Annotated in this window: 20 protein-coding genes; 13 read left to right on the forward strand and 7 right to left on the reverse strand. The window is 34.5% G+C overall.

Features of this window, described 5'->3' with window-relative positions:
- The first annotated feature begins 149 nt into the window (after positions 1-149).
- The 7 genes from NCC77_RS12935 (at position 150) to NCC77_RS12965 (ending at position 7,167) form a co-directional block, all read left to right on the forward strand.
- On the forward strand, positions 150-488 hold the full coding sequence (locus NCC77_RS12935) for a hypothetical protein (protein ID WP_250835942.1): 339 nt from the start codon (positions 150-152) through the stop codon (positions 486-488).
- Between the two features lie 292 nt (positions 489-780).
- A complete protein-coding gene (locus NCC77_RS12940; RefSeq protein WP_250835943.1) occupies positions 781-1,704 on the forward strand; it encodes a hypothetical protein in 924 nt (307 codons plus the stop codon).
- Positions 1,705-1,708: 4 nt separating this feature from the next.
- A complete protein-coding gene (locus NCC77_RS12945) occupies positions 1,709-3,688 on the forward strand; it encodes a TonB-dependent receptor plug domain-containing protein (protein ID WP_250835944.1) in 1,980 nt (659 codons plus the stop codon).
- Positions 3,689-3,895: 207 nt separating this feature from the next.
- Positions 3,896-4,264: a hypothetical protein gene (locus NCC77_RS12950; protein WP_250835945.1), complete on the forward strand. Its 369-nt coding sequence runs from the start codon at positions 3,896-3,898 to the stop codon at positions 4,262-4,264.
- A gap of 235 nt (positions 4,265-4,499) precedes the next feature.
- Positions 4,500-5,366: an MbnP family protein gene (locus tag NCC77_RS12955; protein WP_250835946.1), complete on the forward strand. Its 867-nt coding sequence runs from the start codon at positions 4,500-4,502 to the stop codon at positions 5,364-5,366.
- A gap of 359 nt (positions 5,367-5,725) precedes the next feature.
- The gene (locus NCC77_RS12960) at positions 5,726-6,745 is read left to right on the forward strand and encodes a cytochrome-c peroxidase (protein WP_250835947.1); all 1,020 of its coding nucleotides are present in this window, start codon (positions 5,726-5,728) and stop codon (positions 6,743-6,745) included.
- 173 nt (positions 6,746-6,918) lie between these two features.
- Positions 6,919-7,167: a hypothetical protein gene (locus NCC77_RS12965; protein WP_250835948.1), complete on the forward strand. Its 249-nt coding sequence runs from the start codon at positions 6,919-6,921 to the stop codon at positions 7,165-7,167.
- 58 nt (positions 7,168-7,225) lie between these two features.
- Here the strand turns inward: NCC77_RS12965 and NCC77_RS12970 are convergent, their stop codons facing one another.
- Complete coding sequence (locus NCC77_RS12970) at positions 7,226-7,429, reverse strand: hypothetical protein (protein ID WP_250835949.1); 204 nt, start codon at positions 7,427-7,429, stop codon at positions 7,226-7,228.
- 216 nt (positions 7,430-7,645) lie between these two features.
- Positions 7,646-9,064, reverse strand: a complete 1,419-nt coding sequence (locus tag NCC77_RS12975; protein ID WP_250835950.1) for an FAD-dependent oxidoreductase — start codon at positions 9,062-9,064, stop codon at positions 7,646-7,648.
- Between the two features lie 391 nt (positions 9,065-9,455).
- Here NCC77_RS12975 and NCC77_RS12980 point away from each other — a divergent pair, with 391 nt between their 5' ends.
- The 6 genes from NCC77_RS12980 to NCC77_RS13005 all read left to right on the forward strand — a co-directional run bounded on the left by NCC77_RS12980 (position 9,456) and on the right by NCC77_RS13005 (position 17,625).
- Positions 9,456-9,659: a hypothetical protein gene (locus NCC77_RS12980; protein ID WP_250835951.1), complete on the forward strand. Its 204-nt coding sequence runs from the start codon at positions 9,456-9,458 to the stop codon at positions 9,657-9,659.
- Positions 9,660-9,836: 177 nt separating this feature from the next.
- Positions 9,837-10,472, forward strand: a complete 636-nt coding sequence (locus NCC77_RS12985) for a hypothetical protein (RefSeq protein ID WP_250835952.1) — start codon at positions 9,837-9,839, stop codon at positions 10,470-10,472.
- Positions 10,473-10,634: 162 nt separating this feature from the next.
- Positions 10,635-11,078, forward strand: coding sequence for a hypothetical protein (locus NCC77_RS12990; RefSeq protein WP_095929165.1), 444 nt, complete (start codon positions 10,635-10,637; stop codon positions 11,076-11,078).
- A gap of 663 nt (positions 11,079-11,741) precedes the next feature.
- The gene (locus NCC77_RS12995) at positions 11,742-14,933 is read left to right on the forward strand and encodes a SusC/RagA family TonB-linked outer membrane protein (RefSeq protein WP_250835953.1); all 3,192 of its coding nucleotides are present in this window, start codon (positions 11,742-11,744) and stop codon (positions 14,931-14,933) included.
- Positions 14,934-14,945: 12 nt separating this feature from the next.
- Positions 14,946-16,370 (forward strand): SusD/RagB family nutrient-binding outer membrane lipoprotein, encoded by a 1,425-nt coding sequence (locus NCC77_RS13000; protein WP_250835954.1) that lies wholly within the window; start codon positions 14,946-14,948, stop codon positions 16,368-16,370.
- 325 nt (positions 16,371-16,695) lie between these two features.
- Positions 16,696-17,625: an NAD-dependent epimerase/dehydratase family protein gene (locus NCC77_RS13005; RefSeq protein WP_250835955.1), complete on the forward strand. Its 930-nt coding sequence runs from the start codon at positions 16,696-16,698 to the stop codon at positions 17,623-17,625.
- Positions 17,626-17,715: 90 nt separating this feature from the next.
- Here the strand turns inward: NCC77_RS13005 and NCC77_RS13010 are convergent, their stop codons facing one another.
- The 5 genes from NCC77_RS13010 to NCC77_RS13030 all read right to left on the reverse strand — a co-directional run bounded on the left by NCC77_RS13010 (position 17,716) and on the right by NCC77_RS13030 (position 23,733).
- Positions 17,716-18,486, reverse strand: a complete 771-nt coding sequence (locus tag NCC77_RS13010) for an alpha/beta hydrolase (protein ID WP_250835956.1) — start codon at positions 18,484-18,486, stop codon at positions 17,716-17,718.
- A gap of 8 nt (positions 18,487-18,494) precedes the next feature.
- Positions 18,495-19,034 carry a hydrolase gene (locus NCC77_RS13015; protein WP_250835957.1) on the reverse strand — a complete coding sequence of 180 codons (540 nt, stop codon included), beginning with the start codon at positions 19,032-19,034 and terminating at the stop codon, positions 18,495-18,497.
- A gap of 103 nt (positions 19,035-19,137) precedes the next feature.
- The gene (locus NCC77_RS13020; RefSeq protein WP_250835958.1) at positions 19,138-20,175 is read right to left on the reverse strand and encodes an alpha/beta hydrolase; all 1,038 of its coding nucleotides are present in this window, start codon (positions 20,173-20,175) and stop codon (positions 19,138-19,140) included.
- A gap of 25 nt (positions 20,176-20,200) precedes the next feature.
- Positions 20,201-20,944: a hypothetical protein gene (locus NCC77_RS13025; protein WP_250835959.1), complete on the reverse strand. Its 744-nt coding sequence runs from the start codon at positions 20,942-20,944 to the stop codon at positions 20,201-20,203.
- Positions 20,945-21,294: 350 nt separating this feature from the next.
- On the reverse strand, positions 21,295-23,733 hold the full coding sequence (locus NCC77_RS13030) for a sensor histidine kinase (protein WP_250835960.1): 2,439 nt from the start codon (positions 23,731-23,733) through the stop codon (positions 21,295-21,297).
- Positions 23,734-23,833 lie beyond the last annotated feature (100 nt).

Consider the following 23,833-nt stretch of genomic DNA (forward strand, 5'->3'; position numbering starts at 1 on the left):
TTTTTTGTAAATAAAAATGGATCTGTCTTTTATTAAATAAAAAATCAGAATTAGTTAAAATAAATACAAAATAGTATGTACTTTTGCGACCAAACTATTTGAACAAGCACTTGAAAAGGTTAATCATCATAGCACTTTCTATTTTACTTATGTCGCCATCTTTTGGCAGCTTGTTTATTTATGCTTCTTTTAAAATCAATCAGAAAGAAATTGCTAAAACGATTTGCGTTCAGCGTAAACAAGCTTTTAACAGTTGTAACGGTCGATGCGAACTTCAAAAAAGCATTAAAAAATATTCTGATAATGAACGAAAAATGCAAGACAGCCTAAAGGACAAATTAGAGCTTGTTTATGTTCAAAATACTGCTGAAATCACTTTTGGCGCAATTCCGGTGATGGAATCAAAAAATAACACTTCAATTTTGTTTGAGAAGAAACCAATCGGTGCTTCTAATCTTACTTTTCATCCTCCTCTCTACACAGTTTAGAGATCAACATTTAGTTTTAAATTCCAATATTTTTAAATTCCAAATTCCAATTCTGAAATTGAATGGTTTGGTTCACTTGCAGGGATTAAAAATTCTAAGTTTAGGCTAGGATTATATAATTTATTATTCTAAAACTGATTTTGATCTTCTTTGTAATTGAAAAGGAAAACTCTTCCATTTTTATTTACGTCGCCTTTTTTTTGGCTCACTCACAGCATTTTGGCTCTTTTTTTGGTATTCAAAAATTTATGGCAGGGTGCTATATTTTAAACGTTTTTTATAACATCATCAAATGAAATCTTTTAATTTTTGGATAATCGCACTATTGTTTGCGGTTACTTCCTGTACAATTGATAAAACAGATTACGAAGCTGAAATAGGTTCTGAAGTTCCTGAAAATCTAGAATTTAAAGAAGCCACATCTCTTACAAGCGGTAACTATAAGATTAGTATAGAGGCTTTAAACGGAACTTTTTATAAAGGATATAATGAGCTTCATTTTAAAATTATCAATACTCAAAACAACCAAGAATTGACGACAGCTGCAGTAACTTTTTTACCCATAATAAGTAACGCTGACGGAAGTAAAAGTTCTTGCCCGCATGAGTATAATGTGTTATATGATTCTACTAATAAATACTACAACGGTTATGCTGTTTTTACGGGAGAAAGCACTACAACAGCAAGCTGGAAATTGTACATCAGTTTTACCGCTGATAACCAAAAGTATGAGATCAATAAAGATGTTAGTGTTGAAAAACAAAACAATAAAAACCTCAATATGACTGCTTTTGCAGGAAATGATGGCGAGCAATATGTAATTGCCTTGATTTCGCCTCAAAAGCCTACAGTTTCAGAAAACGCTTTGGCTGCTGGTGTTTACAAATACAATAAGCCAACAACTCCTGCAGGAACTTTTCCAGATCCGTCACAGTTTTCTTATTCTAAAGTTGTGGGATACACTTTAAAATTAGATCCTAGAATGCCAGAACCTTCTATGGGAAATCATTCTTCGCCAAATAATAAGGATTTGATACAAGAAAATGATGGTTTGTATCACGGTGTTGTTAATTATACGATGACAGGAAACTGGACTTTAAACTTAATTATGATGAACCAAAACGGTTTAATCGTAAAAGGAACTATAGTTCCAACCGATCATACGCCAGGAGTAGAAGGCGCGAAAAGTGAACTTTATATTGATACTTTATTTTAAAAACATGAAATATATTATAATGCTGCTTTTCTTGGGTTTTTCAGTTACAGCTCAAAATCAGCATGCACATCACGATAGCATAAAAAACTTAGAAGAAGTAACGGTAAAAAACGCGACGAAAAAGAAAATAGAAACCGAGATGAAAATGGCTGTTTCTGTTGATGAATTTTTGTCTTCATCTGATAATATTAGTTTTATAAAACGTGGAGCTTACGCTTGGGAACCTTTATTAAACAACATGAGTACAGAACGTTCTACGGTTACCATTGACGGAATGCATGTTTTTGGCGCGTGCACCGATAAAATGGATCCAATTACGTCTTATGTTGAAAGTAATAATTTGGCGGCAGTAGACATTAAATCGGGTCAGGAGGGAAGCTTGCATGGAGCAACTGTTGCGGGAAGTATTGATTTAAAAAGAAAAAGCACACCATTTGGACTTCAAAAGAAATGGAATGGAGCGTATCAAACGGGATTTGAATTTAATAACAAGCAGTTTTTCAATTTAGGAAATATTGCTTATTCAGGTACAAAATTTGTGGCCGATGGAAGCATTTCGTACCGTACGGCCGATAATTATTACGACGGAAACAACAACGAAGTAAAGCATTCTCAATACAATAAATTCAATACTTCGTTGGGTTTGGCTTATAAAACCAGCGATTTATCATCGGTTAGATTAGACGCAATTTTTGATGTGGCAAAAGATGTAGGTTATCCTGCTTTGCCAATGGATTTGTGGCTTTCGCGAGCGCTAATTACTTCGGCTTCTTACAAGCAATTGTTCGAAGAAGGTTTGGTTAGAGTGGTGGATACGAAAGTATATTTTAATGCCATTGAGCATTATATGGACGATACTACACGACCAGAAAATTTAGTTCACATGGATATGCCGGGTTGGAGCACAACATACGGATTGGTTTCGAAAGCGAATTTGAAAAAGAATGATTACTCTTCTGAAATTCAGCTGAATGCTTATGATAATTTGTCTATTGCAGAAATGCGTATGTATCCGCAAGATCGTAGCGAAAGAACGATGTTTGCTTACAGCTGGCCTTGGGTTACGACTCGGTATGCAGGACTTTCTATGAATAATTCTTGGGATATTTCTGAAAAAAGTCAAGTGCATTTGGGAGGTTCTTTGGGAGTCAATTACAATTATTCCAAATATGTAGAATTTAATTGGATTTTTCATCCAGGAGCGCCTCAGGAAAAAACGAGATTTCTGCCAAGTCTAAATGCGGCCTATAACTTAAATATTGATCAGTTTAATTTTTCTGTCGGAACGGGTTATGGCCATAGAGCACCTTCTGTTTCTGAGGGTTACGGCTATTATATCTATAATAGTTTTGACCGTTATGATTACATCGGAGATCCTAATCTAAAAAATGAAATTTCGTATGAAGGAAATGCAAGCGCAGGTTTTAAAATTGAAAGATTAAGCATTCAAGGAAAAGTCAACTATTTCTATATTAAGAACTATATTATTGGTAAAATCCTGAGCATGGGAAGTCCGATGAATTATCAATCGGTTGGAGTAAAAGGGTATACGTCATTAGATTATGCAACGCTTTTAAATATGTCTGCCAATGTGGGTTACGATATTTTAGAGCATTTGCATTGGAAAGGAACACTTACCTATGCACGCGGAATGGATAATAAAGGAGGAAATCTGCCTTTTATACGTCCGTTAAGCTATTTGACTTCTATTCATTATATGTATAAAAGTTTTGGAATCCAGACTTCTGTAAATGGTGATTTTGAACAGATTAATTACAGTCCAGAATATGGAGAAGATCAGACAGCGTCTTATGCTATTTGGAATATTTCTGCCGATTATTCTTTTAAAATTAATAAGGTGCAAAGCAGGATACAAATTGGTGCAGAGAACGTATTAAATGCGTATTACAGTACTTATGCCGATTGGGGAAATATCCCGAGAATGGGACGTAATATTTTCACTTCTTTAAAATTGAATTTCTAATACGTTAACTAAAATTAAATTGAAACACATAGAAACATAGTTTTTTTAATGTTGAAAAGAAAAAAGAAAAAAGAAAAAAGAAAATAGAGAATAGAAAATAGAGAATAGAAAATAGAAAAAGAAAGAAACTAGTTTCTAACACATAGTTCTACGACAACGTTTGTCAGGATGACAAAAAAGTGTATAAAAAGGATAATTATAATTAAAATGAAAAAAGTTTTTAGTATCACAATGACGATTCTGTTCCTACTGGTTTCTTTCCAGCAGGCGCTTATCGTGGTGCACTTTAAACTGAATCAAGTTGCTATAGAAAAAGAATTTTGTGTTAACAAAGCCAAGCCAGAACTGCAATGTCATGGTAAATGCCATTTGAAGAAAGAACTTCAAGAATCGGAAAAAAATACCGATTTGGAATTGAGAAGCATTAGCAAAAAGATCGATATTGCTTTAAACACAATTATTGAGTTTCAGGTTCCACTATTAAAAACTATAACACCCAAGAAAGTTTCGATCTACAAAGAATCGGATCGACTAGAACCTTGCCTTGAAATTTTTGTACCGCCGCCTATTTTATAATCTTCTTTTCGGTTAATAAAATAGCCATTGCGTTAAATTGAACTTTAACACATAGAAACATAGATTTTTCTTTTTTAGTAAAGGAAATTGAAAGAAACTAGTTTCTAACACATAGTTTGCTATGTGAATTTAAATTAGTGAAACGCCTTTTTTAAGTTTAGAAAACTATGTTTCTATGTGTTAGAATAATTTAGCTCAATGGTTTAAAATCAATACAAAAATTAAAATCATAAAAATGCAAAATTTTAAAAAATACCTTTTATTATCAGTGGCCGCTTTGGCATTTGTTTCATGTTCAAACGATGATGATGCTCCAGCAGCAAACAATGTAACGTTGGAATTCAACAATACGTTTAAAGATAAAACCATTGTTTTGGGAGATGCAACTTCAGCATCTGCGTCTACAAATACTTCAGCGGTAGGACAAGTGCATCATTTTTCTGAAGTAAAATATGTGATTAGTAATATTCGTCTCATAAAAGATGACGGAAGTGAAGTGCCTTACAACGTAAATGATTTAGACAAAGGTGCAACAGTAATCGATCAGGCAAAAGCAGCTTCATTAAGCTATGTTTTGAGCAATGTGCCTTCTGCGTCATACAAGCAGATTAAATTTGGTTTGGGAATTAAAACAGAACAAAATACGCTAGACCAAACAAGATTTCCTAAGTTTTACGCAGCAGCTGGTGCCAACGACACGGCAATGATGTGGGAGTGGGGAACAGGATATCGTTTTACAAAAGTGGAAGGATTTTATGATACAGACAATAAAGCCCTATCTATTCATACAGGAAGTACTGTTGCGGGTACTGAAGGGGCTTACACACAAGGTGTAAATGCATACAGAGATATTACACTAAACCTTACTACAAATGCAACTGTGGGTAAAAATGCTCCGAAAATCAAAATTAAAGCTGATTTCGACAAATTGTTGAGCGGAAAAATCAATACAATTACGTTGTCTACAGGAACAGGAATGGGCGATAATGCAACTCCAAATGTTCATACTGCAGCACAAATGGTAAAATTTGTAGATAATTTAGGAGGAAACGGAACAAACGACATTACAGGAATGTTTTCTATTACTAGTGTAGAAAACTAAATTGACTCTTAGGTTTTGAAGATTAATTGCCTCCATCTTTAGATGGAGGTAAATAAAATTTGCGCAAATAAGGCTTTAGCCTAAATACGCTAGTTTGGGTAAAGCCTAGCTAATTTACATTTCTAAAATCCCCTAATTAAAACTAGGGGCTATTGGAAAACTTTAATCAAGCTAAAATCAACTTTAATCTGCTAAAATCTTTTAAAATCTGCGTGAAATATTTTGCGAATAGATTTTTTCACACAGATTAAAAAGAATTAAAGCAGATTTATACAGATTAAATTTAATCTAAATGTTGTAAAAATATTTCAGAGCCGTCTGAAATTAATAAAGACGGTTCTATTTTAAAAATCATTAAAATGAAAAAAATAGTTGGCTTTATCCTAATGGTACTCTTTTTCACTTCTTGCAGCAGTAGTGATTCTGATGAGACTTATTTTGATAATCCTGAGCTTTCATTGCCTATTCCGACTGATTTTCCAGAGGTAAACAGTTATGTGAGTTTGAATAAGCCCACAAAATATGGTGCAGAATTGGGCGAAAAGCTTTTCTCAGACAAAAGATTTAGTAAAGACAATACGATTTCTTGCTCGAGCTGTCATATTCAAGCAAATGCTTTTGCAGATCATAATGCGCGAGCTATTGGAATTGAAGGGAGGGTAGGACTTAGAAATGCGCCACCGCTTCAGAATTTAATGTTTTTAAAATTCTTTAATTGGGATGGAAGCAGATTGCAATTAGAAACTCAGCCTCTGGTTCCTATTATAACTCACGAAGAAATGGATTCTTCGATTTTGGAAGTAATTGGAAAAATTAAAGATGATGCTTCGTATAAAGAGATGTTCAAAAAAGCATTTGGAGATCAGGAGATTACACCTGATAGAATTTATAAAAGTATTGCTCAGTTCGAATACACCTTGATTTCTGCTAACAGCAAATACGATAAAGTAAAACGAAAAGAAGGGCAATCGTTTACAGAAAGCGAAGTGGCAGGCTATGCCACATTTCAGCAGAAATGCGCTAGCTGTCATAGTACCGAATTGTTTACAGATCAGAGTTTTAGAAATGTCGGTTTTCCTTTAAACACAGATTCTAATGAGGCAGGACGAGGCAGAGTTACCGGAATTCCGTCTGATTTTATGAGTTTTAGAGTTCCGAGTTTGCGAAATGTTGAATATACAGCACCTTACGGAAGTTTTGGTCAGTTTGCTACCTTAAGAGCTGTTTTAGATTATTTTGATAATGGAGTCTTAAGTGCAGAGAATTTAGATCCGATTTTTAAAAATAATGGCAATAGAATTCCGCTTACAGAACAAGAAAAAGAGAATCTTCTTGCATTTATGAAAACCCTGAGCGACAAAGATTTTACAGGAAATTAGCTTGAAAAGTATTGATTTTACTGATGTTTTACATTTCTTTTTAAAAAAGAGGAAAATGTTTATAATATGTTGATAAATAATACGTTGCGAACTGTGTTAAAATCTGATTTCGATAGATTAAATGTTTTAAATTTATAACTGAATGATAGTTAATTATTTAAAAATTTTTGAATATGGAAAGAGCTATAAAATTACAGGTTCGTAAAGAACTTGACGGAAAACAAGAAGTAAACATTATTAAACTAAAAGGGAGTTTAATAACTAAAGGCTACACAGAAATTATCCATATTAGTGACAAGGACGATGAATTCTACATTAACTCTTTTGCAACCAAAACAGAAGCAAGTAAAGAGGTAAGAGAATTTATTTTGGATTTTATAAACAAAGAAAATTTAAGCAATACAATCAGCGTTCTAGCCTAATAGATAGAATCGCAAGATTGTATTGCTTAAATTATATACTTAATAAGTAGCTTTTAGTTTAAATTGCATTTGTAAAACTAGTATTTTGATCCAGGTAAAGATGCTGATCTTTTAAAATTTCATCTGGTTTCTCGTCCCAATCTCCCCAATCTCCTACATAAGTTTTACGAAATATTAATTCATTATTATCACCATCACAAACCAAAGTTCGGCCTGTACAGGTTTTATTGTTTGGACTGAAATTTATTTGTGTATTATTCATGGCGCAACTATTTAATTGTTTGTAAATGAGATCATAAAAGTAAAAAGATCGCGTCAGAATCAGTTATAAAAAAATATTAAATTGTTGTTTAATTCCCATGTATATGACTGAAAAATAACTCTATATAAAAAATGCTAAACAATAGGTTTAGCATTTTTTATTGATCTCCAATTTATATTCTTTGCTCTTTATCCTATATTCTTTACTCTTTATTCTTTATTCTTTACTCCTTTTAGAACACCTTCCTCGCGGTTCATCACCTTCTTGAAGTATAATTTCAGAATGTAAAAACTGAGCGGCATCAGCAGAACCTTGTACTTTCGTGGCACTGCGTTCAAGCATTTCAGCTTCAAAATCATTTAATACACATTCTCTCAATCCTCTTTCTTTCCATTTGGAATTAGCGTTACAGCCTTTCGAAATTTTTCTAGCCAATTTTAAAGCATCCAACAAAGCCTGATTGGCACCTTGTCCTTTAAACGGACTCATCGGATGCGCCGCATCGCCAATTAAAGTAATATTTTGATTCTTTTCTAATAATTCAGAACTCAACAACTCGCGATCATAAACCGGATATCCAGAAATTAGATTTTCCTGTGTTGCCTGTAAAATCTGAGGAATAGGAGTATGCCATTGCGTTCTTCGGCAGGCTTCCTCTTTCAAGGCTTGTGGTCCTTTTGCACTTAGTTCTTTGGCCTCTTCTTCAGACATCGGAAAACTCAATTGCCACATGACAGAATCTGCAGTATAAGGCATTACATAAATACGTTCATTTCCGTTGGCAGTCTGAAATATTGTTGCACCATCTAGTAAATCACTCGAAAGCCCTTCGAGCGAACTTAAAGGACAAATTCCTAAGATTACAATGCAATCCAAATAACGGAGCGGTGTTGCCTCTTCGCCAATTATTAGCTTTCTCACGGCACTGCGAATACCATCGGCACCAACAACAAGATCGGCTTTTGCAGTTTTTATTTTGCCATTTACCTGAAAACTTAACGCTACACCATTTTCAGATGCTGCAAAATCTATTAATTGATGTCCCCATTGGATAGTATTATTTCCTCCAAGTTGCTCTAATAAAGCTAAACGAAGCGATTGTCTTGCGATATGGATGTTGGTGCGTTTTGTAGGCGTTTTAATTGCGGTTTCCAGCCATTTTCTGGTTCCCCATTCGCCTAATATTTTTCCTTCGGTATTGTGTACGATATGTTTTGTAGAAATTACACCTCCTAAAGAAGTAATTCCTAACCCTTTCATAGCTTTACTGGCTTGCTGTAACGTAAGTCCGTAACCTTGAGATCGGGCATCAAAGTTGCTGTCTCTTTCATAAATCGTAAACGGAATACCGCGATGCAAACAGGCTACCGCTAGAGCAACTCCGCCAATACCTGCACCAATAATGGCAACGTGCGGTTTTGTGAGATCGGGTTCAAGATAATTTTCAGATTGCATTAATCCAGACCCAGAACAATTTGTGCACAAATGCAAATGTGCCTTAGGACGTATTGGAGCAATATTACTCTGCTTGTTCTCATATAAAGCCAATTCCGTTTTATAAAGGCGTTGCGCTTTTTTACTGAGTCCGCGATTTATTTTACCCTGTCCCTGGCATTCATGGCATATAGTCCACATATTCTATTGTATAACCTCTTTAAGTATTATGGATGCAAAGTTAAGCTTAAACTATTTGATTTTCAATGTTGAAGTTTTGTAATTGTCAAATTATTGATATTGAGTGCTTTATTAAAGGGATCAATAATAATGATGGCGGTTTTTTGAAGTTGATATAAGCTCATGATTTTAAAATTTAATTTAAGTTGCTGTATCTTAATAATATGTCAGTTAAAGTTTTGTTGTATTTATTGCCTTTTAGGAAACAGCGATACTTAGCAGATTTTCGAAATACAGTAAATAGGTGTGATATAAATAGGAGCAGTTTTATTTTATAATTTTTAAAAATGATTATATAAACCAAGCCATTGTATTTGAGCTAATTTTAATAATCATTTAAAAACTAGGAATTATGGAGAAGAATAATCAAACTCAGAAAAACCCGAATCCTAAACAACAGGGTGGAGGAGATCATCGAAACGATACGAGAAAACATCAATATAAAGAACATGACGAAGTTTTGACAAATGATGAAAACTATGATGTTGATACGAAAAAGTTTAAAGGCAAAGAACCTGAACTCGATGATAAATTGAACAACGAAGAAAAAAAATAATCCAGAAACGTCTCAAAGTTTATTTGAGACGTTTTTTCATTTTTTTTTTCACTCGGAAAGCACTTTTTTTTTAATTGATAAAAGTAAAGAAGTAAAAGTATGGTTGGATTTTTATAGATTTGTAAAAATCTAATACAGTTTTTCAAACCATAATTGAGAAATAATATATAATAAGGCATGAAATCGGTTACTTCATTTTTTTTACTTTTAATTTTTGTCTGTTCAAGTTCATATTCGCAATTGAGTGCAGACAAAATATTTGAAAGCTTTAAGCAAGGTGAACGTACAAATTGTTCATCGATTGCATTTATTAAAGCTTCTTTAAATGTGTACGGATTAGATAATCTATTTGAAAGCGAAAAACTACACAATAATTCTTATAGGATTACGCTAAAAAACAATGCAACCTTTAATTTGGACAGCAGCGAAGTTACTAAAGCTAGAAAATCTGCAGGTTTTGTTTATATTAAAGATAATTGCGACAGCGAAAAAATACGTGATTATGCTATTTTAACGTATGCTGTTATGGCAAAATACATGCAGATTATCGATAAAGAACCCACTTTTGAGAAAGCCTTGGAAGAATTAGAAGAAGGCACTGTATACACTCCAACAATCTACAAATATTTAGGATTTAAATTAGGCAAACAAATTCAGAAGTTAAAAAGAGAATCTGGAAGCGAATATTGCGGAGTTGTAGCTTGGTCTAAAGCTCATGCTGTTTTTGTTTGCGAAGACTTTATGGATTACTACGGAAACAAGAAAAGCATTTGGATAAAATATCCAGGACGTTTTAGAATCATTAAGTCTTAAAAAAGAACGATTGGAATATCGTAATTTGTAAGCGTTTTATTTCTATTTTGCTAATAACATTAAAAGATTATTATAATTTTAGTAAAAAGGACTTCCAAAAATTGCATTTTAAGTTAATTTATATATTTTTGTTTTTATTCAAGAACCAAATCTATTAAGAAAATGAAGAGTAAAATTATTTTATTATGTGCACTTTTCTTCTTGACGACTGCCGCTGTTTCTGCACAGGCAAAAAACGCACCAAGAAGTATCATTAGTACAACAGCTTTAATCCGTAAATACCACGATCAAAAAGAATTAAGCGGTATGCAAAAAGGAGAGCTTTTAGAATTGTACATTGAACGTATTAAAGTTCTAGTAAAAACACTTCCTTACATTGCTTTGGTTACTAAACCAGGTGTTACAATGGCAGATCTAGGTATTCCTGATACGGCTGATAACAAAAAAATCTTAGATGGTCAGGCGTTAGGTACAACTAGCTTCTTAGATACTACAGTAGAGTTTCAGAGAAAAATGATGCCTTACTCAGATAAAGGAAATCTTATTGCAGCCATTTTATTTTATGAAACTACATTGAAATCGCTACACGAATTCAACGAGCTATAATAAGTTAGAAATACAAAAAAATAGAAACTCCAAGGTCTTATGATCTTGGAGTTTTTTTTTGGTTTAAACTTTCCTGAATTGGAATTTAAAATAGCCAAAAAAGGTTTTCTAGTTTTAAGATTTTAGTACAATTCTTATAAAACCATAAAAACGCCTATTTTTTATAACTTATTTGTTTTTAGTTGTTTATGCTCGTCTGTTTAAAAAGGTTAACATTTTTTTTGCAAAAAGTTTAATTAAAATTTGGGGAATATTATTTTTAACTTACTTTTGTTCTATCAAATTAGTAGAGTTTAAAATATAAGTTAAAAGCCAGAGATTAGAACCACGATATTTCATTCCAAAATAAGCAAAAAGCATTCGGCAGTTTTCGTCCTTATGCATTCTACGGTTAAAAGTCCTCTTTTTTAATTCATTATAAATTTTAAAAAGTACAACAATCCCGAATTGGGGTTAAAATTTTATAGGCCAATTTAAAAGAATAGTAATCAAAAAAAAAGTAAAAATGAAAAAACGAATGTGCTGCAGATAAAAAGAAAAAACCATTTCTGTTGCAGCAGAAATGGTAGAAGCTTAAAAAGAAATTGTCATCTCTAAAAGGGAAAGCTAGAATAGCATAAAGCGCTCTAAGCTTGCCTTCTTTATTTAAACTAAAACAAAGTAATGAAAATAAAATTAAAAAGATATGCTTGGCTATGTATTTTGTTGATTTCCATAGGAGTTAAAGCTCAAGAGACAAAGCCACTAATTCAGTCTAAACTGGAAGGAACAGTTGTCGATGCCGTTACAAAAGAGCCTGTTATTGGGGCTTCGGTAACGATTCAAGGAACTACACATGGTGTTATCACAGATACAGATGGAAAATTTTATTTCCAAACAGGACAAAAATTCCCTTATGTGCTTTTAGTTAGTTATTTAGGATATAAAAAACAAGAAGTTGTAGTAAACAAAAACGATATTACGATCAATCTTACCGAAGAACAAAATGCTCTATCTGAAGTAGTTGTTACCGCACTTGGAATTTCAAAAGAAAAGAAATCGTTAGGATATACAACTCAATCAGTAAAAGGAAAAGAATTGGCAACTACCAAAGAAACCAACTTCTTAAATGCTCTTTCTGGTAAAGTAGCGGGTGTGCGTATTACCAATTCGCAAGGAGATATGGGATCTTCTCGTATTATTATTCGTGGAGAAACTTCTATTGCAGGAAACAACCAACCGCTTTTTGTGGTAGATGGAGTTCCTGTAGATAACTCTCAATTGAATTTTGGTGGAGCTACTCGTGATTTCAGAAATGCAATTGCCGATTTGAATCCGCAGGATATTGAAACTTTGACTGTTTTAAAAGGGCCAAATGCCGCTGCTCTTTACGGATCGCGTGCTGCTCATGGTGTTGTACTTATTACGACAAAATCAGGAAAAGGACAAAAAGGAGGATTTGGTGTTACTTTTAATACGGGTCTAACCGTTTCTCAAGTGGCTACTTTGCCTTCTTTCCAAAACACTTTTGGACAAGGTTCTAACGGAAGATTCAGCTACGTAGACGGAAAAGGTGGAGGAGTTAATGATGGTGTTGATGAAAGCTGGGGACCAAGAATGGACGGACGCCTTATCCCGCAATTTTACTCTAAAGGAGAAGCTGTTCCTTTTGTTGCGCACCCAAATAACGTGAAAGATTTCTTCAATACAGGACTTACTTACGATAATAGTGTTTCTATAGCAAAAGCTAATGAGAAATCAGATTTCCGTTTAGGTGTAAACAATCAAAAACAGCTTGGAACTGTGCCAAACAGTGAAATCAACAAAACAAATTTTTCTATCAATACCAATTACCAGATTTCTGAAAGTGTAAAAGTTGGGGTTAATGCCAATTATATCGCTACAAATGCTCCTCAATTGCCAGGTGGTCCATCTGGTGGTCGTGCGGCTGGGGTAATGCTTCAGTTTCTTTGGTTCGGACGTCAGGTTGATATTAATGAATTGGAAAAAGATAGAAATACCAACTGGAATAACAGCTATTACAGCAACCCGTATTGGAATGCCTATTACAATACAACAAGCCAACAGCGTAACCGTTTAATTGGAGATATCCATTTGGACGCGAAATTGGCAGAAGGATTAAACTTCAGATTCCGTACAGGAGTTGATTATTATAACGATAGAAGAAAATATACTATTAAATATGGTACAAATGGAACTCCTTTCGGATCGTATGCAGAAGATGCTTACACTGTAAATGAGCAAAATACTGAGGGTATATTTCAATATACAAAACAGCTTAATGATGATTTTACTGTAGATGCACTTGCGGGGTTCAACATTCGTAACCATAGCGATGCCAACAACTATCAGAAAGCGCCACGTTTAGCGGTTCCAGATTTGTATACTTTAACAAACTCTAGAGATCCGTTAACATCATCAAACTCATTATCTAGATTGAGAGTTTACAGTGCTTACGCTTCTGCTCAGTTTGGTTTTAGAAATTATGCTTTCTTGAACGTTACGGCACGTAATGACTGGTCTTCTACATTACCAAGCAGCAACCGTTCTTATTTCTACCCATCTATTAACGGAAGTGTGGTTTTAACAGATGCCTTAAATATTAAGAGCAGTACATTAGATTTCTTAAAGCTTCGTGGAGGATGGTCTGAAGTAGGTAACGATGCAGATCCGTACCAATTGGCTACGGTTTATAATTTCCAAACGGCATTTGACGGAAATCCGATCCAGACTTCTTCTCAAAGAAAACTGAATGAAAATTTAAAGCCAGAAACAACACGCTCTACTGAAATAGGTGGTGAAGCTTCTTTCTGGAAAAACAGACTTCATTTTGATATAGCGTATTACAATACCAATAGTTTCGATCAGATTTTAGAAATCAAAACTACAGCAGCAAGCGGTTATACTTCACAGTTAATCAATGCAGGTAAAATTAATAACCAAGGTATTGAAATACAGTTAGACGGAAATCCGGTGCAAACAGAAAACTTTAAGTGGAATGTTGCGGTGAATTATTCTAAAAACAAAAGTAAAGTAGAAATTCTAGATTACGCAGGAGATATTAAAAACTATACGATTGGTTCTTCTGGAGGTGTAGATGTATTGGCGTCTGTAGGGCAAGCTTATGGTGCACTTTACGGAACAGCGTACGAGCGTGATGCAAGCGGAAATATTGTGGTAGGAGCAAATGGTCTTCCAAAAGCAGATCCGACAAAAAAAGTGTTAGGACATTATACTCCAGATTATTTAGCTGGTCTTACAAATACTTTGACATACAAAAATCTTGAGCTTTCGTTCCTTGTTGATGCTAGTGTTGGTGGAGAACTTTTCTCAGGAACAAACAGAACAGGTAACTATACAGGAGTTTTAGCGCAGACTCTTCCAGGGCGTGGTGCTGAAAACGGAGGTTTAAGCTACTATTATCCAGGAAACAATACCGCTAATCCGAAGACTTTGGTAACAGGCGGAGCAGCTCCAGGTGGTGCAACAATTTATGATGACGGAATGATTTTCGGAGGTGTATTTGCTGATGGAACTCCTAATAATAAAGTGATTAGCGCACAAGAATATTATAAAGCATCATACAATATTAGCGAAGCTTACATCTATAGTTCAACTTTCGTAAAAATGAGAGAGATAAAACTGACTTATAATTTTAATAAAAAGCTGATTAAAAAACTAGGATTAGAAGGAGCAAGCGTTACTGCTGCTGGCCGTAACTTATTCTTTATCTACAAAGATGCTCCAAATATTGACCCTGAAACGGCTTTCAATACTGGAAATGCGCAAGGATTGGAAAGTTTGGCTTTACCAACAACTAGAAATTTCAGTTTAAACCTTAACGTTAAATTTTAAAAACTCGGAATCATGCTAAAAAAACTATCATATACAATACTGTTTGCATTGACACTGAGCTCTTGCAGTGATACTTTGGACGATATTAATAAAAATCCAAATGCAACTGAAACCCCGCTTGCACCATATCTTTTAACAGGTACCTTAAAGCAAAGTGCCGATTTGTACTGGGGAGATGCAAATAACTTTAACTCGACTTTGCTGTTTGTACAGCATTGGGCTAAAATTCAATATACAGAACCAGATCGTTACGATGTTTCTAATGCTTCTTTCACGACATTGTGGGATAAGGGATATTCGACTCTAATTACAGATTTGAATACAATTATAAAATTTCCAGATGCTCAGGCAAACTCTAACTATAAAGGTATCGCCTTAACGTTGCGTTCATGGACCTTTTTATTACTGACAGATGCTTACGGAAGCATTCCGTACAAAGAAGCGGGGCAAAATGTAACGCCTGCCTATAGCACGCAAAAAGAAGTATACACAGGATTGCTTGACGATTTAAAACAAGCGCAATCTTTGTTAAATCCAGCAAATGGTTCTGTTACGGGTGATTTGGCTTACAAAGGCGATATCTTGAAATGGAAAAAACTGGTAAACTCACTTCGTTTGCGTATTGCTTTGAGAATTTCAGACAAAGAACCAGGTTTAGCAAAACAAGCTGCTATAGACGCTACAAGCGATGCAGGAGGATTAATAGGCAGTAATGCCGAAACCTTCCAATTTGTTTATACCAGTTCGCCACAGCAAAATCCAGCTTCGGCTTGGTTTGAAACTAGAGATGATTTCCGTATTTCAAAAACTATGGTCGATCAATTATATGCATTGTCTGATCCTCGTTTGCCTGTTTTTGCACAATTGCCTTCAGATGCAAGTGTAGGGAAATATGTTGGAGGTGCAAACGGATTATCAAATAGTGATGCCAATAGCCAAGGTTTTGCTAAAACATCAAAACCTGGAACTTATTTCTTAACATCGGCTTCACCAGCGGTAATTGCTTCTTATTCGGAAACATTGTTTAATCTTGCAGAAGCAGCAGCCCGCGGATATATTTCGGGAGATGCAGAACAGTATTATAAAAATGCTATTACAGCATCTTTGAATCAGTTTGGAATTACGAATTCGACTACGATTTCAACTTATTTAGATCAAGCAAGTGTGAAATATGATGCGTCAAATTATGCTAAATCTATTGGTACACAAAAATGGATTTCTTTCTTCGGACAAGGTTTAGATGCTTTTACAGAATGGAGAAGATTGGATTATCCAGTTCTTACAGCTGGTCCTGCTACTGTTTTGGACGGAAAAATTCCTTCGCGTCTTTTCTATCCTGGTACAGAACAGTCACTAAACGGTGCTAGTTATCAAGCAGCTGTAGCGGAACAAGGGAAAGATTTATTGACAACCAAATTATGGTTTGATGTGAAATAAAAAATGTTGTTGTTTTTTTGAGTCAAAAAAAGCCCTGTATCTTAGTTGATACAGGGCTTTTACTTTCGGATTTTCTTATTTCAATTTAAAAAAGCAAAAAAGTTATAGAATTCAGTAACAAAACTTTCTCCGATTTTACTAATAAGAAAGACGGCAAAAATGGTGTGTTTTTTTGTTGTAATTTAGAAATAAATTAACTGATTTATAGGTTCTAAAATAGCAATAAAGTAGAATATAAATGAGTTAGAGTTTATAAGACTTGTTGCAATTTCTGCAGTAAATACAAGTGTTAGAAAAAATAAAGCAATTTAAAAAGTTAAGCAGTATGCAAACTATATTAGGAGCCAACGGACAGATTGGAGAAGAATTGGCCAGAGAACTAAAAAGAAATTATACCTCAGATATACGAATTGTAAGCCGAAAAGCACAAAAAGTAAATGATACAGATTCCGTTTTTTCGGCAGATTTGACCATTAAAGAAAAAGCAATAGAAGCGGTAAAGGGCAGTGAGATAGCCTATTTTACATTAGGACTTCCAATGGATACTGATTTATGGGAAAAACAGTTTGTGCTGATTTTAAGAAATGTTATTGAAGCCTGTAAAATCAATAAAACGAAATTGGTCTTTTTTGATAATACCTATATGTATCCGCAAGACAGCAGAGTGCTTACCGAAGAAACTGCCTTTGAACCTGTAGGCAGAAAGGGAGAAATTAGAAAACAAATGGCAGAAATGGTGCTAAGCGAAATAAAAGCGGGACAATTGGAAGCCGTAATCTGTCGTGCGCCTGAATTTTATGGGCCTGCCAAAACGCAAAGCATTACCAATACTTTAATTTTTAAGGCTATTAAAGAAAATAAAAAACTAAAAGTGCCTTTGAAAGACTCTAAAAAAAGAAGTCTAATTTGGACACCAGACGCAAGCCGTGCCACAGCTTTAATAGGTAATACACCAGATGCTTTTGGGCAGACTTGGCATTTGCCAGTCGATGAAAGCCATCTTAATTATAAAGAATTCATTGTCTTAGCTTCTGAAATATATGGGAGAGCACTAAAATATAAAGTTATTCCAAAGTTTGTTTTTACCATTGGAGCGTTTTTCAATAAACAAGCAAAAGAACTGCAAGAATTGCTTCCAAGATATGAGCATGCCAATGTTTTTGATGATTCAAAATTTAGAAAGCGTTTTCCAGATTTTGCTGTAACAAGCTATAGAAGCGGAATTGAAGAAATAAAAAAGGAGCAGCAATCTTAATCGGAATAATGGTTTGAAAGAAAATGAAAAATGCTAAATCCAAAAGATCTAGCATTTTAATACATTTTTTAAAGTTGAAATATATAATTTCTATAACGATTCATACCAATTTAAAATATAATCGGCAACACTTTCCCAGCCCGGTTCTCCGCAAATAAAATGGCTTTTGCCATCAAATATTTTTAGATCGACACGACCTGTATTTTCTTTGTATCGGCTGGCAATTGTCTCTGTTAAATTAGGCGGGAAGATATGGTCGTTTCCGCCGCCAATAAACAAAATAGGTTCGTGCGGTTTTTTGAAATTGATATTAGAGAAAGAATTCAAAACCAATTCTCTACTGACTTTATAACTTTCAGGCACTGCGAATTTCTCAAAAGCAATGCTTTTTTGCGATTCCGGAATGGTATTAAAAAAGGCATAATCATACCATTTTCTGCTTCCCATAAAATATTTACTTGTAGAGAAAAAGCCAAAAGCCGGTATTACTGTTTTTAAGGTTTGAAATGGCGGAAACACATTTTTTGGAGGCGCTCCATCAATGCTTACTCCAGCCGCTGCTTTACCTAATTCAACTAGTTTTAACGTAGCCATGCCAGCCATAGAATGTCCAATTACCAAAGGCTTTTCGGGTAGAGTGTCTATTAATTTGCTGATGGCCGTAACAATATCTATAAATCCAGTTTTGATAAGATCAGGATGCACTCTTGCTCTCAATTCGGCAGGAACTCCTTCGTGTCCTGGATTTGCGGGAGTATAAACCGTATATCCTTTTTGTTCATAGTACTTTTTCCATTCTGTCCAAGTTTTGTCGTTCACAAAATTTCCATGAATGAGTACGATAGTTTTAGATTTTGACATGATTCTTTTTATTTGATTAATGTTAGAATTTCTTTAAAAATTTCCCGTCTCGAATCTTTTACAAGTTCATAAAGGCACATTTCAACATTGGTTACTGAAGCTCCTTTGTGCTGCAGTTTTTGCAAAGCAATTACAATGCTTTCCTCTGATCTGGAAGAAATACAATTGGCTACAACTTCGACTTCAAAATTATAGGCCAGTAATCCTATTGCAGTTTGATACACACAGATATGAGCTTCTATACCACAGATTAGCCATTGCTTTCTGCCAGAATCTATAATCGCCTGTTTAAAGGTTTCGTTATCCAATGCATTGAAAGAAAACTTCTCAATTGGTTTCTGATCCTGAAATAGCTTTTCTATTTCAGGTATCGTTGCGCCAAGTCCTTTTGGGTTTTGTTCGGCCCAAATTATCGGAATTGAAAGTAATTGACAGCCTCGAATAAGTTTTTCCAAATTAGCGGTCAGCTTTTCGCTGTTGTGCACCATTCGGGCCAGTTTTCCTTGAACATCAATTACAATCAATCCAGTTTTTTCTTGTACAAGCATAACGACTTCTTTTAGGTTGTTTTTAAGAATTAAATTTACAAATTTATTTATTGTAAAATATTTGTATACAGAATGTTATGTTTGTTTTATTGAGGAATTAATCTTACTTCAAATATTTTTTAAGTTCTGCTGCGGCTTGAATAAAAAGTGCTTTTGTCTGCGGAATTTCAGCTAAACCATTCAATAATCCAAAATCGTGAATGACGTCGTTGTAGCGAACAGTTGTAACTACAACTCCAGCATCACTCAATTTACGTCCGTAAGCTTCTCCTTCATCTCTTAAAATGTCATTTTCAGCAACTTGAATCAAAGTAGGAGGCAAGCCTTTCAGCTGAGATAAACTAGCTTGCAGTGGCGAAGCGTATATTTCTTTTCTTTTGGAAGGATCTACGTATTGATCCCACATCCATTTCATTAAAGAGTCGGTTAGAAAGCGCTGTTTACCATATAGTTTATACGATTCTGTTTCAAAATTAGCATCGGTTACAGGCCAGAAAAGAATCTGCACTTTATAGAGCGGCGTTCCTTTTTCTTTCGCCATCAAAGCACTCGCTGTAGCCAGATTTCCACCAGCACTGTTGCCCACGATTCCTAATTTACTTCCATCCACATTGATTTCGCTTCCATGCGCCGAAATCCATTTTGCAGCTGTATAAACCTCGTTTACAGGCTGAGGATATTTGTGTTCTGGAGCCAGAGAATAATTGACAAAAACGCCCACATAACCCGTTAAAACGCTTAAATCTCTAACCATTCTTTTGTGCGTAGGATAATCGCCCAGCACCCAACCGCCGCCATGAATGAACATAAAAACAGGCAGTTTTCCTTTTGCGCCAGCGGGGCGAACAATATTCAGCTTGATTTTATAACCGTCAGCTGTAATTTCTTTTTCCGATTCTTCAATTCCAGACAAATCAACTTTAAATGCATTTTGTGCACCGACCAATACATTTCGGGCGTCTGCAACCGGAAGCGTTTCTAATGGAGCTCCTCCAGAATTTAGAGGTTTTAAAAAGGCTTTTACGGCTGGAGTCAAATGCGGATCTGTAGCATAATCGCCTTGGGCATAACCTTTTGTTGTTAAAGTGTTTAAAATTATATAAGGAATAAAGATCATTTTTAAGAGAATTGATTTTTTCATTGTGTTTAAGCTTTAGAATTATGTTTTATTTTACAGAATAAGGCAATGAAAGATTTCCGCTAGCAACAGTATAAACTTTGTATACCCCGAGCATTGGCTTAGAGCCTTCAGAATCATGCGAACCGCCAGCTCCTGTGTTAACTTCCATATAGCAGCTTACAGCATCAAACTTAAAATTGGTTTTGTTGTTGATTCTAAAATCGGGTACGATTACTTTTATCGAATTTCCTTTAGCCACGATATTGAAACCAGGGCTATCCATATACATTGCCATTCCAGGATTTGTAGGAGGCAGTACCACATTTGGATCTCCTTTTGTAAATTCTCTAACCGAAAGTCCGCCGGCAACACGTTTGTCTTCAACTAGCAAAACCCAATGTGCATGCCAGATTAAACCGTCATTTAGATAATTTCCGTCAAGATTTTCATCCCAAAGCGGAGTGTCTTCAAAATCGGGATGAGAAGTAAGCGCAAGTGCTACTATTCCTTCGGCTTGACCGAAACCAATATCAGAAGATTTTAAAGTAGTCGGAAAAACATAGGCCAAAACTGGCGCACCATTTAACTGACCAACTGCTTTAGGCATTGTTTTTCCTGCAGTTCCTTCTACTTTAATGTCCCAAACCGTAAGGCCTAAATCTGCTTTATGAGTTATTGTAGCCGATTTTATTTTAAAATCACTGTTATTGTAGGAACTGCATTTATCGCAGGCTTTTGCAGCGCTAAAATTCAGCAATAAAATGATGATTAGCAATATTGATTTTTTCATAATAAATTGGTTTTTAAGGGTTAACTTCCATAGAAAACCAATTTATATGCCATGTCAATAAAAGCTTTAATTATAAGGTTTTAGCGCTTTTTATGGAGATTAAAAGCGCTATATTTCGCTAAACCCATTTCGATTCGTGAGATTTCGCTACAAAAGAAATAAGCATTGTAGTGTGATACTAAACACATAGAAACATAGTTTTAAAGTCTTGATCTTGAACTAGAAAAGGCATTTTGCTAATTTAAAAACACATAGTTATCTATGTTTAGAAACTTGTTTCTTTTGCCTTCTTTCAGATACAAACAAAACTATGTTTCTATGTGTTGAAATTAATTGTATCCCATAGAAAACTATCTTCTTTTTTCATTGATTGGAAACTCTTTAGAGAATTCTATTTTAAGAATGGTTCCGTTATTGTTTTCCATAGAAAAAGCCGCATCCAAATCATCGCTAAGACCTCTTATTAGACTTAAGCCAAACGAATTGATTTTTTTATTGCTGATGTTTGCATCAAAGCCTACTCCGTTATCGGCAATGGTTAGCAAGTATTTGTCTTCTGTTGTCGCTTGGAGCGTAACATAGATCATTCCCATTCTGTTGTCTGGAAAAGCATATTTTATTGAATTGGTAATCGCTTCGTTTAAGATAAGCCCAAGCGGAACGGCCTGTGCAACATCTAATTCGAGCGGATCAATTTTAAGCTCAAAGCGAATGCGTTGTCCAAGCGAAAAAGATTCTCTCAGATATTCGACTAATTCTTTGATGTAATTGGGCATATTGATTGTCGAAATATTCTCTGAACTATATAGTTTTTGATGAATCAACGACATAGAATGAATGCGATGCTGACTGTTTTTAATGGCCGACAACGCCATATCGTTCTCCAAATAAGCCGATTGCGAATTAAGAAGGCTAATTACGGTTTGAAGATTGTTTTTTACGCGGTGATGGATTTCTTTCAAAAGCCATTCTTTTTCATCTAACAAATGTCTAAGATTAATGTTCTTTTGATTGATTTCTTTTTCTTTGAATTCCAATTCAGCATTCGTTCTCTGTTTTAAGCGGTATCGATTGTACAATAAACCAAGAAAAAGAGCCAATAAAACCAAACTCCAGATGGAAAGTGTATTTAATAATTTTGATTTTTTTAAAGCCGTTTGCTGTAAGTCGGTTTCTTTGTCTAACTGTTTGATTTTTTGTTCTTTATTTTCTGTTTCATATTGAATTCTAAGCTCTTCAATTTGTTTGTTTTTAGAATAATCTAAAAGAGAATCACTGAATTTTTTATACAATTTATGGTGCGCCAAAGCCGATTTAAAATCCCCATTTAGCGAATCCAATTTATACAAAGACATTTCCAATGCTTCTGAATTGTAGGTCTTTCCGTATTTTTTGGAAAGCGCTTCGATTTTATCAATGTAAATTTTTGTTTTTGGCAGATTTTTGCGATTCGCATAAAATAAAGCAATAGACGAATATGTATTGCAGATGTCTCGATAAGTCTGTGGCGAATCTAAAGCATCTGCAGCTTCTCCTGCTTTTATAAAATACTTTTCGGCAGTGCCATAATTTTTAATTCGCCAATAACAATTTGCGTAGGCAAAATTCATAAGCATGTTGTCAAATTTATTTGGAGGTGGATAATGACTTGTTATAGAATTCATATATTCTATTGCCTCTTTATTTTTTCCTTTGGTAGACAAAGATGCTGTGGCCGTGATAAAACTTTTATACCAGCTGCCACTGCTAAAAACATTTTGCCCGTATTTTATGCTTTTTTCGGCCATTTTCATGGCTTCATCGGTATGTCCCATCTGCAAATAGATTAAACCTAACCGCATATAAAAAATATCTGCAAAAGTGTAATCTTTGGTAGATTCCATTGTTTGCACACTCTTTAGAGCATAATATAACGCACTTTTCATGTTAAACTGAACTGCTTCTATGTGGGCAATTGTAGTTTCTCCATACTGCTGCTGTCTAAAGCCGATTTTTCGCATATCGGCAATATTTTGATAGAGTATTTTTTTGGCATCGTTTATTTTTCCGTGCCAGAAATAAATGGTGCACAGCTTTGCTTTTGTTTCCAGTCTTTTTTCTTCAAGTCCTAACGTTTTAAACAAAGCTTCGGCTTCTTTTAGAATTTTCTCTTTTTCGGGATCTAAGTCGTATTGAGAGCTCGCCTGATTGAGTAATGCATTTGCAAGTGCCGCTTTATCATTTTGTTTTCGGCATTCGTTTACGACCTGCAGAAAACATTTTTTACTTTCAGGATAATTGTTGATTTGGAAATAAAACTTTCCCAAAAGCATGACACTTTCATGTTGCCACTTTTGTATTTTTAGCTCATTGCTGATTTTTACCGCGTCGGTGATATAAAAATTAGCGTTTTTTAAATCATCTGGCTTTGTAAAAGGTTTGAATAAATAAAAGATTCCCAATTGTAGCGCCAGTTTTATTTTATCAGCACCTTTGGATTTTAAATAAAGTTTTTTTGCGGCATCGATATTTCCTTTTTCAATTAAATCATTTCCAATTAGATAAGAGCCATCATTAAAACCTTCATCATAAGCTAAAAAAACAGGAAGTTTATAGGCCTTGCAGGTTAAAACCACAGAACTATCGGCATCAATAGATCCTTGATTTGAATTATATAAATAAGAAGAACAGGTTTGAATTAATAAACGTTTCTTTTTTAAGTCATAATTTGCTGTTGCAGGATGGTTATTTTGTGCCTGAGAATTAATTGTAATAAAAAACAGCAGACAAAACGTGTAAAATAGCTTCATGGTTTATTAGAATTAAATTTAGTAGGTTTTGGATTAACAAATATAAGAAGAAACAATTTTTATGTTTTGAAAAATAATATGAAAATTACGGTTAATTATG

Source organism: Flavobacterium tyrosinilyticum (genome assembly GCF_023656565.1).
GTDB lineage: Bacteria > Bacteroidota > Bacteroidia > Flavobacteriales > Flavobacteriaceae > Flavobacterium > Flavobacterium tyrosinilyticum.

Bases quoted from the DNA above. Each gene is read 5' to 3' on its own strand.
- NCC77_RS12935 (WP_250835942.1), top strand. From the start codon at position 150: ATGTCGCCATCTTTTGGCAGCTTGTTTATTTATGCTTCTTTTAAAATC.
- NCC77_RS12940 (WP_250835943.1), top strand. From the start codon at position 781: ATGAAATCTTTTAATTTTTGGATAATCGCACTATTGTTTGCGGTTACT.
- NCC77_RS12945 (WP_250835944.1), top strand. From the start codon at position 1,709: ATGAAATATATTATAATGCTGCTTTTCTTGGGTTTTTCAGTTACAGCT.
- NCC77_RS12950 (WP_250835945.1), top strand. From the start codon at position 3,896: ATGAAAAAAGTTTTTAGTATCACAATGACGATTCTGTTCCTACTGGTT.
- NCC77_RS12955 (WP_250835946.1), top strand. From the start codon at position 4,500: ATGCAAAATTTTAAAAAATACCTTTTATTATCAGTGGCCGCTTTGGCA.
- NCC77_RS12960 (WP_250835947.1), top strand. From the start codon at position 5,726: ATGAAAAAAATAGTTGGCTTTATCCTAATGGTACTCTTTTTCACTTCT.
- NCC77_RS12965 (WP_250835948.1), top strand. From the start codon at position 6,919: ATGGAAAGAGCTATAAAATTACAGGTTCGTAAAGAACTTGACGGAAAA.
- NCC77_RS12970 (WP_250835949.1), bottom strand. From the start codon at position 7,429: ATGAATAATACACAAATAAATTTCAGTCCAAACAATAAAACCTGTACA.
- NCC77_RS12975 (WP_250835950.1), bottom strand. From the start codon at position 9,064: ATGTGGACTATATGCCATGAATGCCAGGGACAGGGTAAAATAAATCGC.
- NCC77_RS12980 (WP_250835951.1), top strand. From the start codon at position 9,456: ATGGAGAAGAATAATCAAACTCAGAAAAACCCGAATCCTAAACAACAG.
- NCC77_RS12985 (WP_250835952.1), top strand. From the start codon at position 9,837: ATGAAATCGGTTACTTCATTTTTTTTACTTTTAATTTTTGTCTGTTCA.
- NCC77_RS12990 (WP_095929165.1), top strand. From the start codon at position 10,635: ATGAAGAGTAAAATTATTTTATTATGTGCACTTTTCTTCTTGACGACT.
- NCC77_RS12995 (WP_250835953.1), top strand. From the start codon at position 11,742: ATGAAAATAAAATTAAAAAGATATGCTTGGCTATGTATTTTGTTGATT.
- NCC77_RS13000 (WP_250835954.1), top strand. From the start codon at position 14,946: ATGCTAAAAAAACTATCATATACAATACTGTTTGCATTGACACTGAGC.
- NCC77_RS13005 (WP_250835955.1), top strand. From the start codon at position 16,696: ATGCAAACTATATTAGGAGCCAACGGACAGATTGGAGAAGAATTGGCC.
- NCC77_RS13010 (WP_250835956.1), bottom strand. From the start codon at position 18,486: ATGTCAAAATCTAAAACTATCGTACTCATTCATGGAAATTTTGTGAAC.
- NCC77_RS13015 (WP_250835957.1), bottom strand. From the start codon at position 19,034: ATGCTTGTACAAGAAAAAACTGGATTGATTGTAATTGATGTTCAAGGA.
- NCC77_RS13020 (WP_250835958.1), bottom strand. From the start codon at position 20,175: ATGAAAAAATCAATTCTCTTAAAAATGATCTTTATTCCTTATATAATT.
- NCC77_RS13025 (WP_250835959.1), bottom strand. From the start codon at position 20,944: ATGAAAAAATCAATATTGCTAATCATCATTTTATTGCTGAATTTTAGC.
- NCC77_RS13030 (WP_250835960.1), bottom strand. From the start codon at position 23,733: ATGAAGCTATTTTACACGTTTTGTCTGCTGTTTTTTATTACAATTAAT.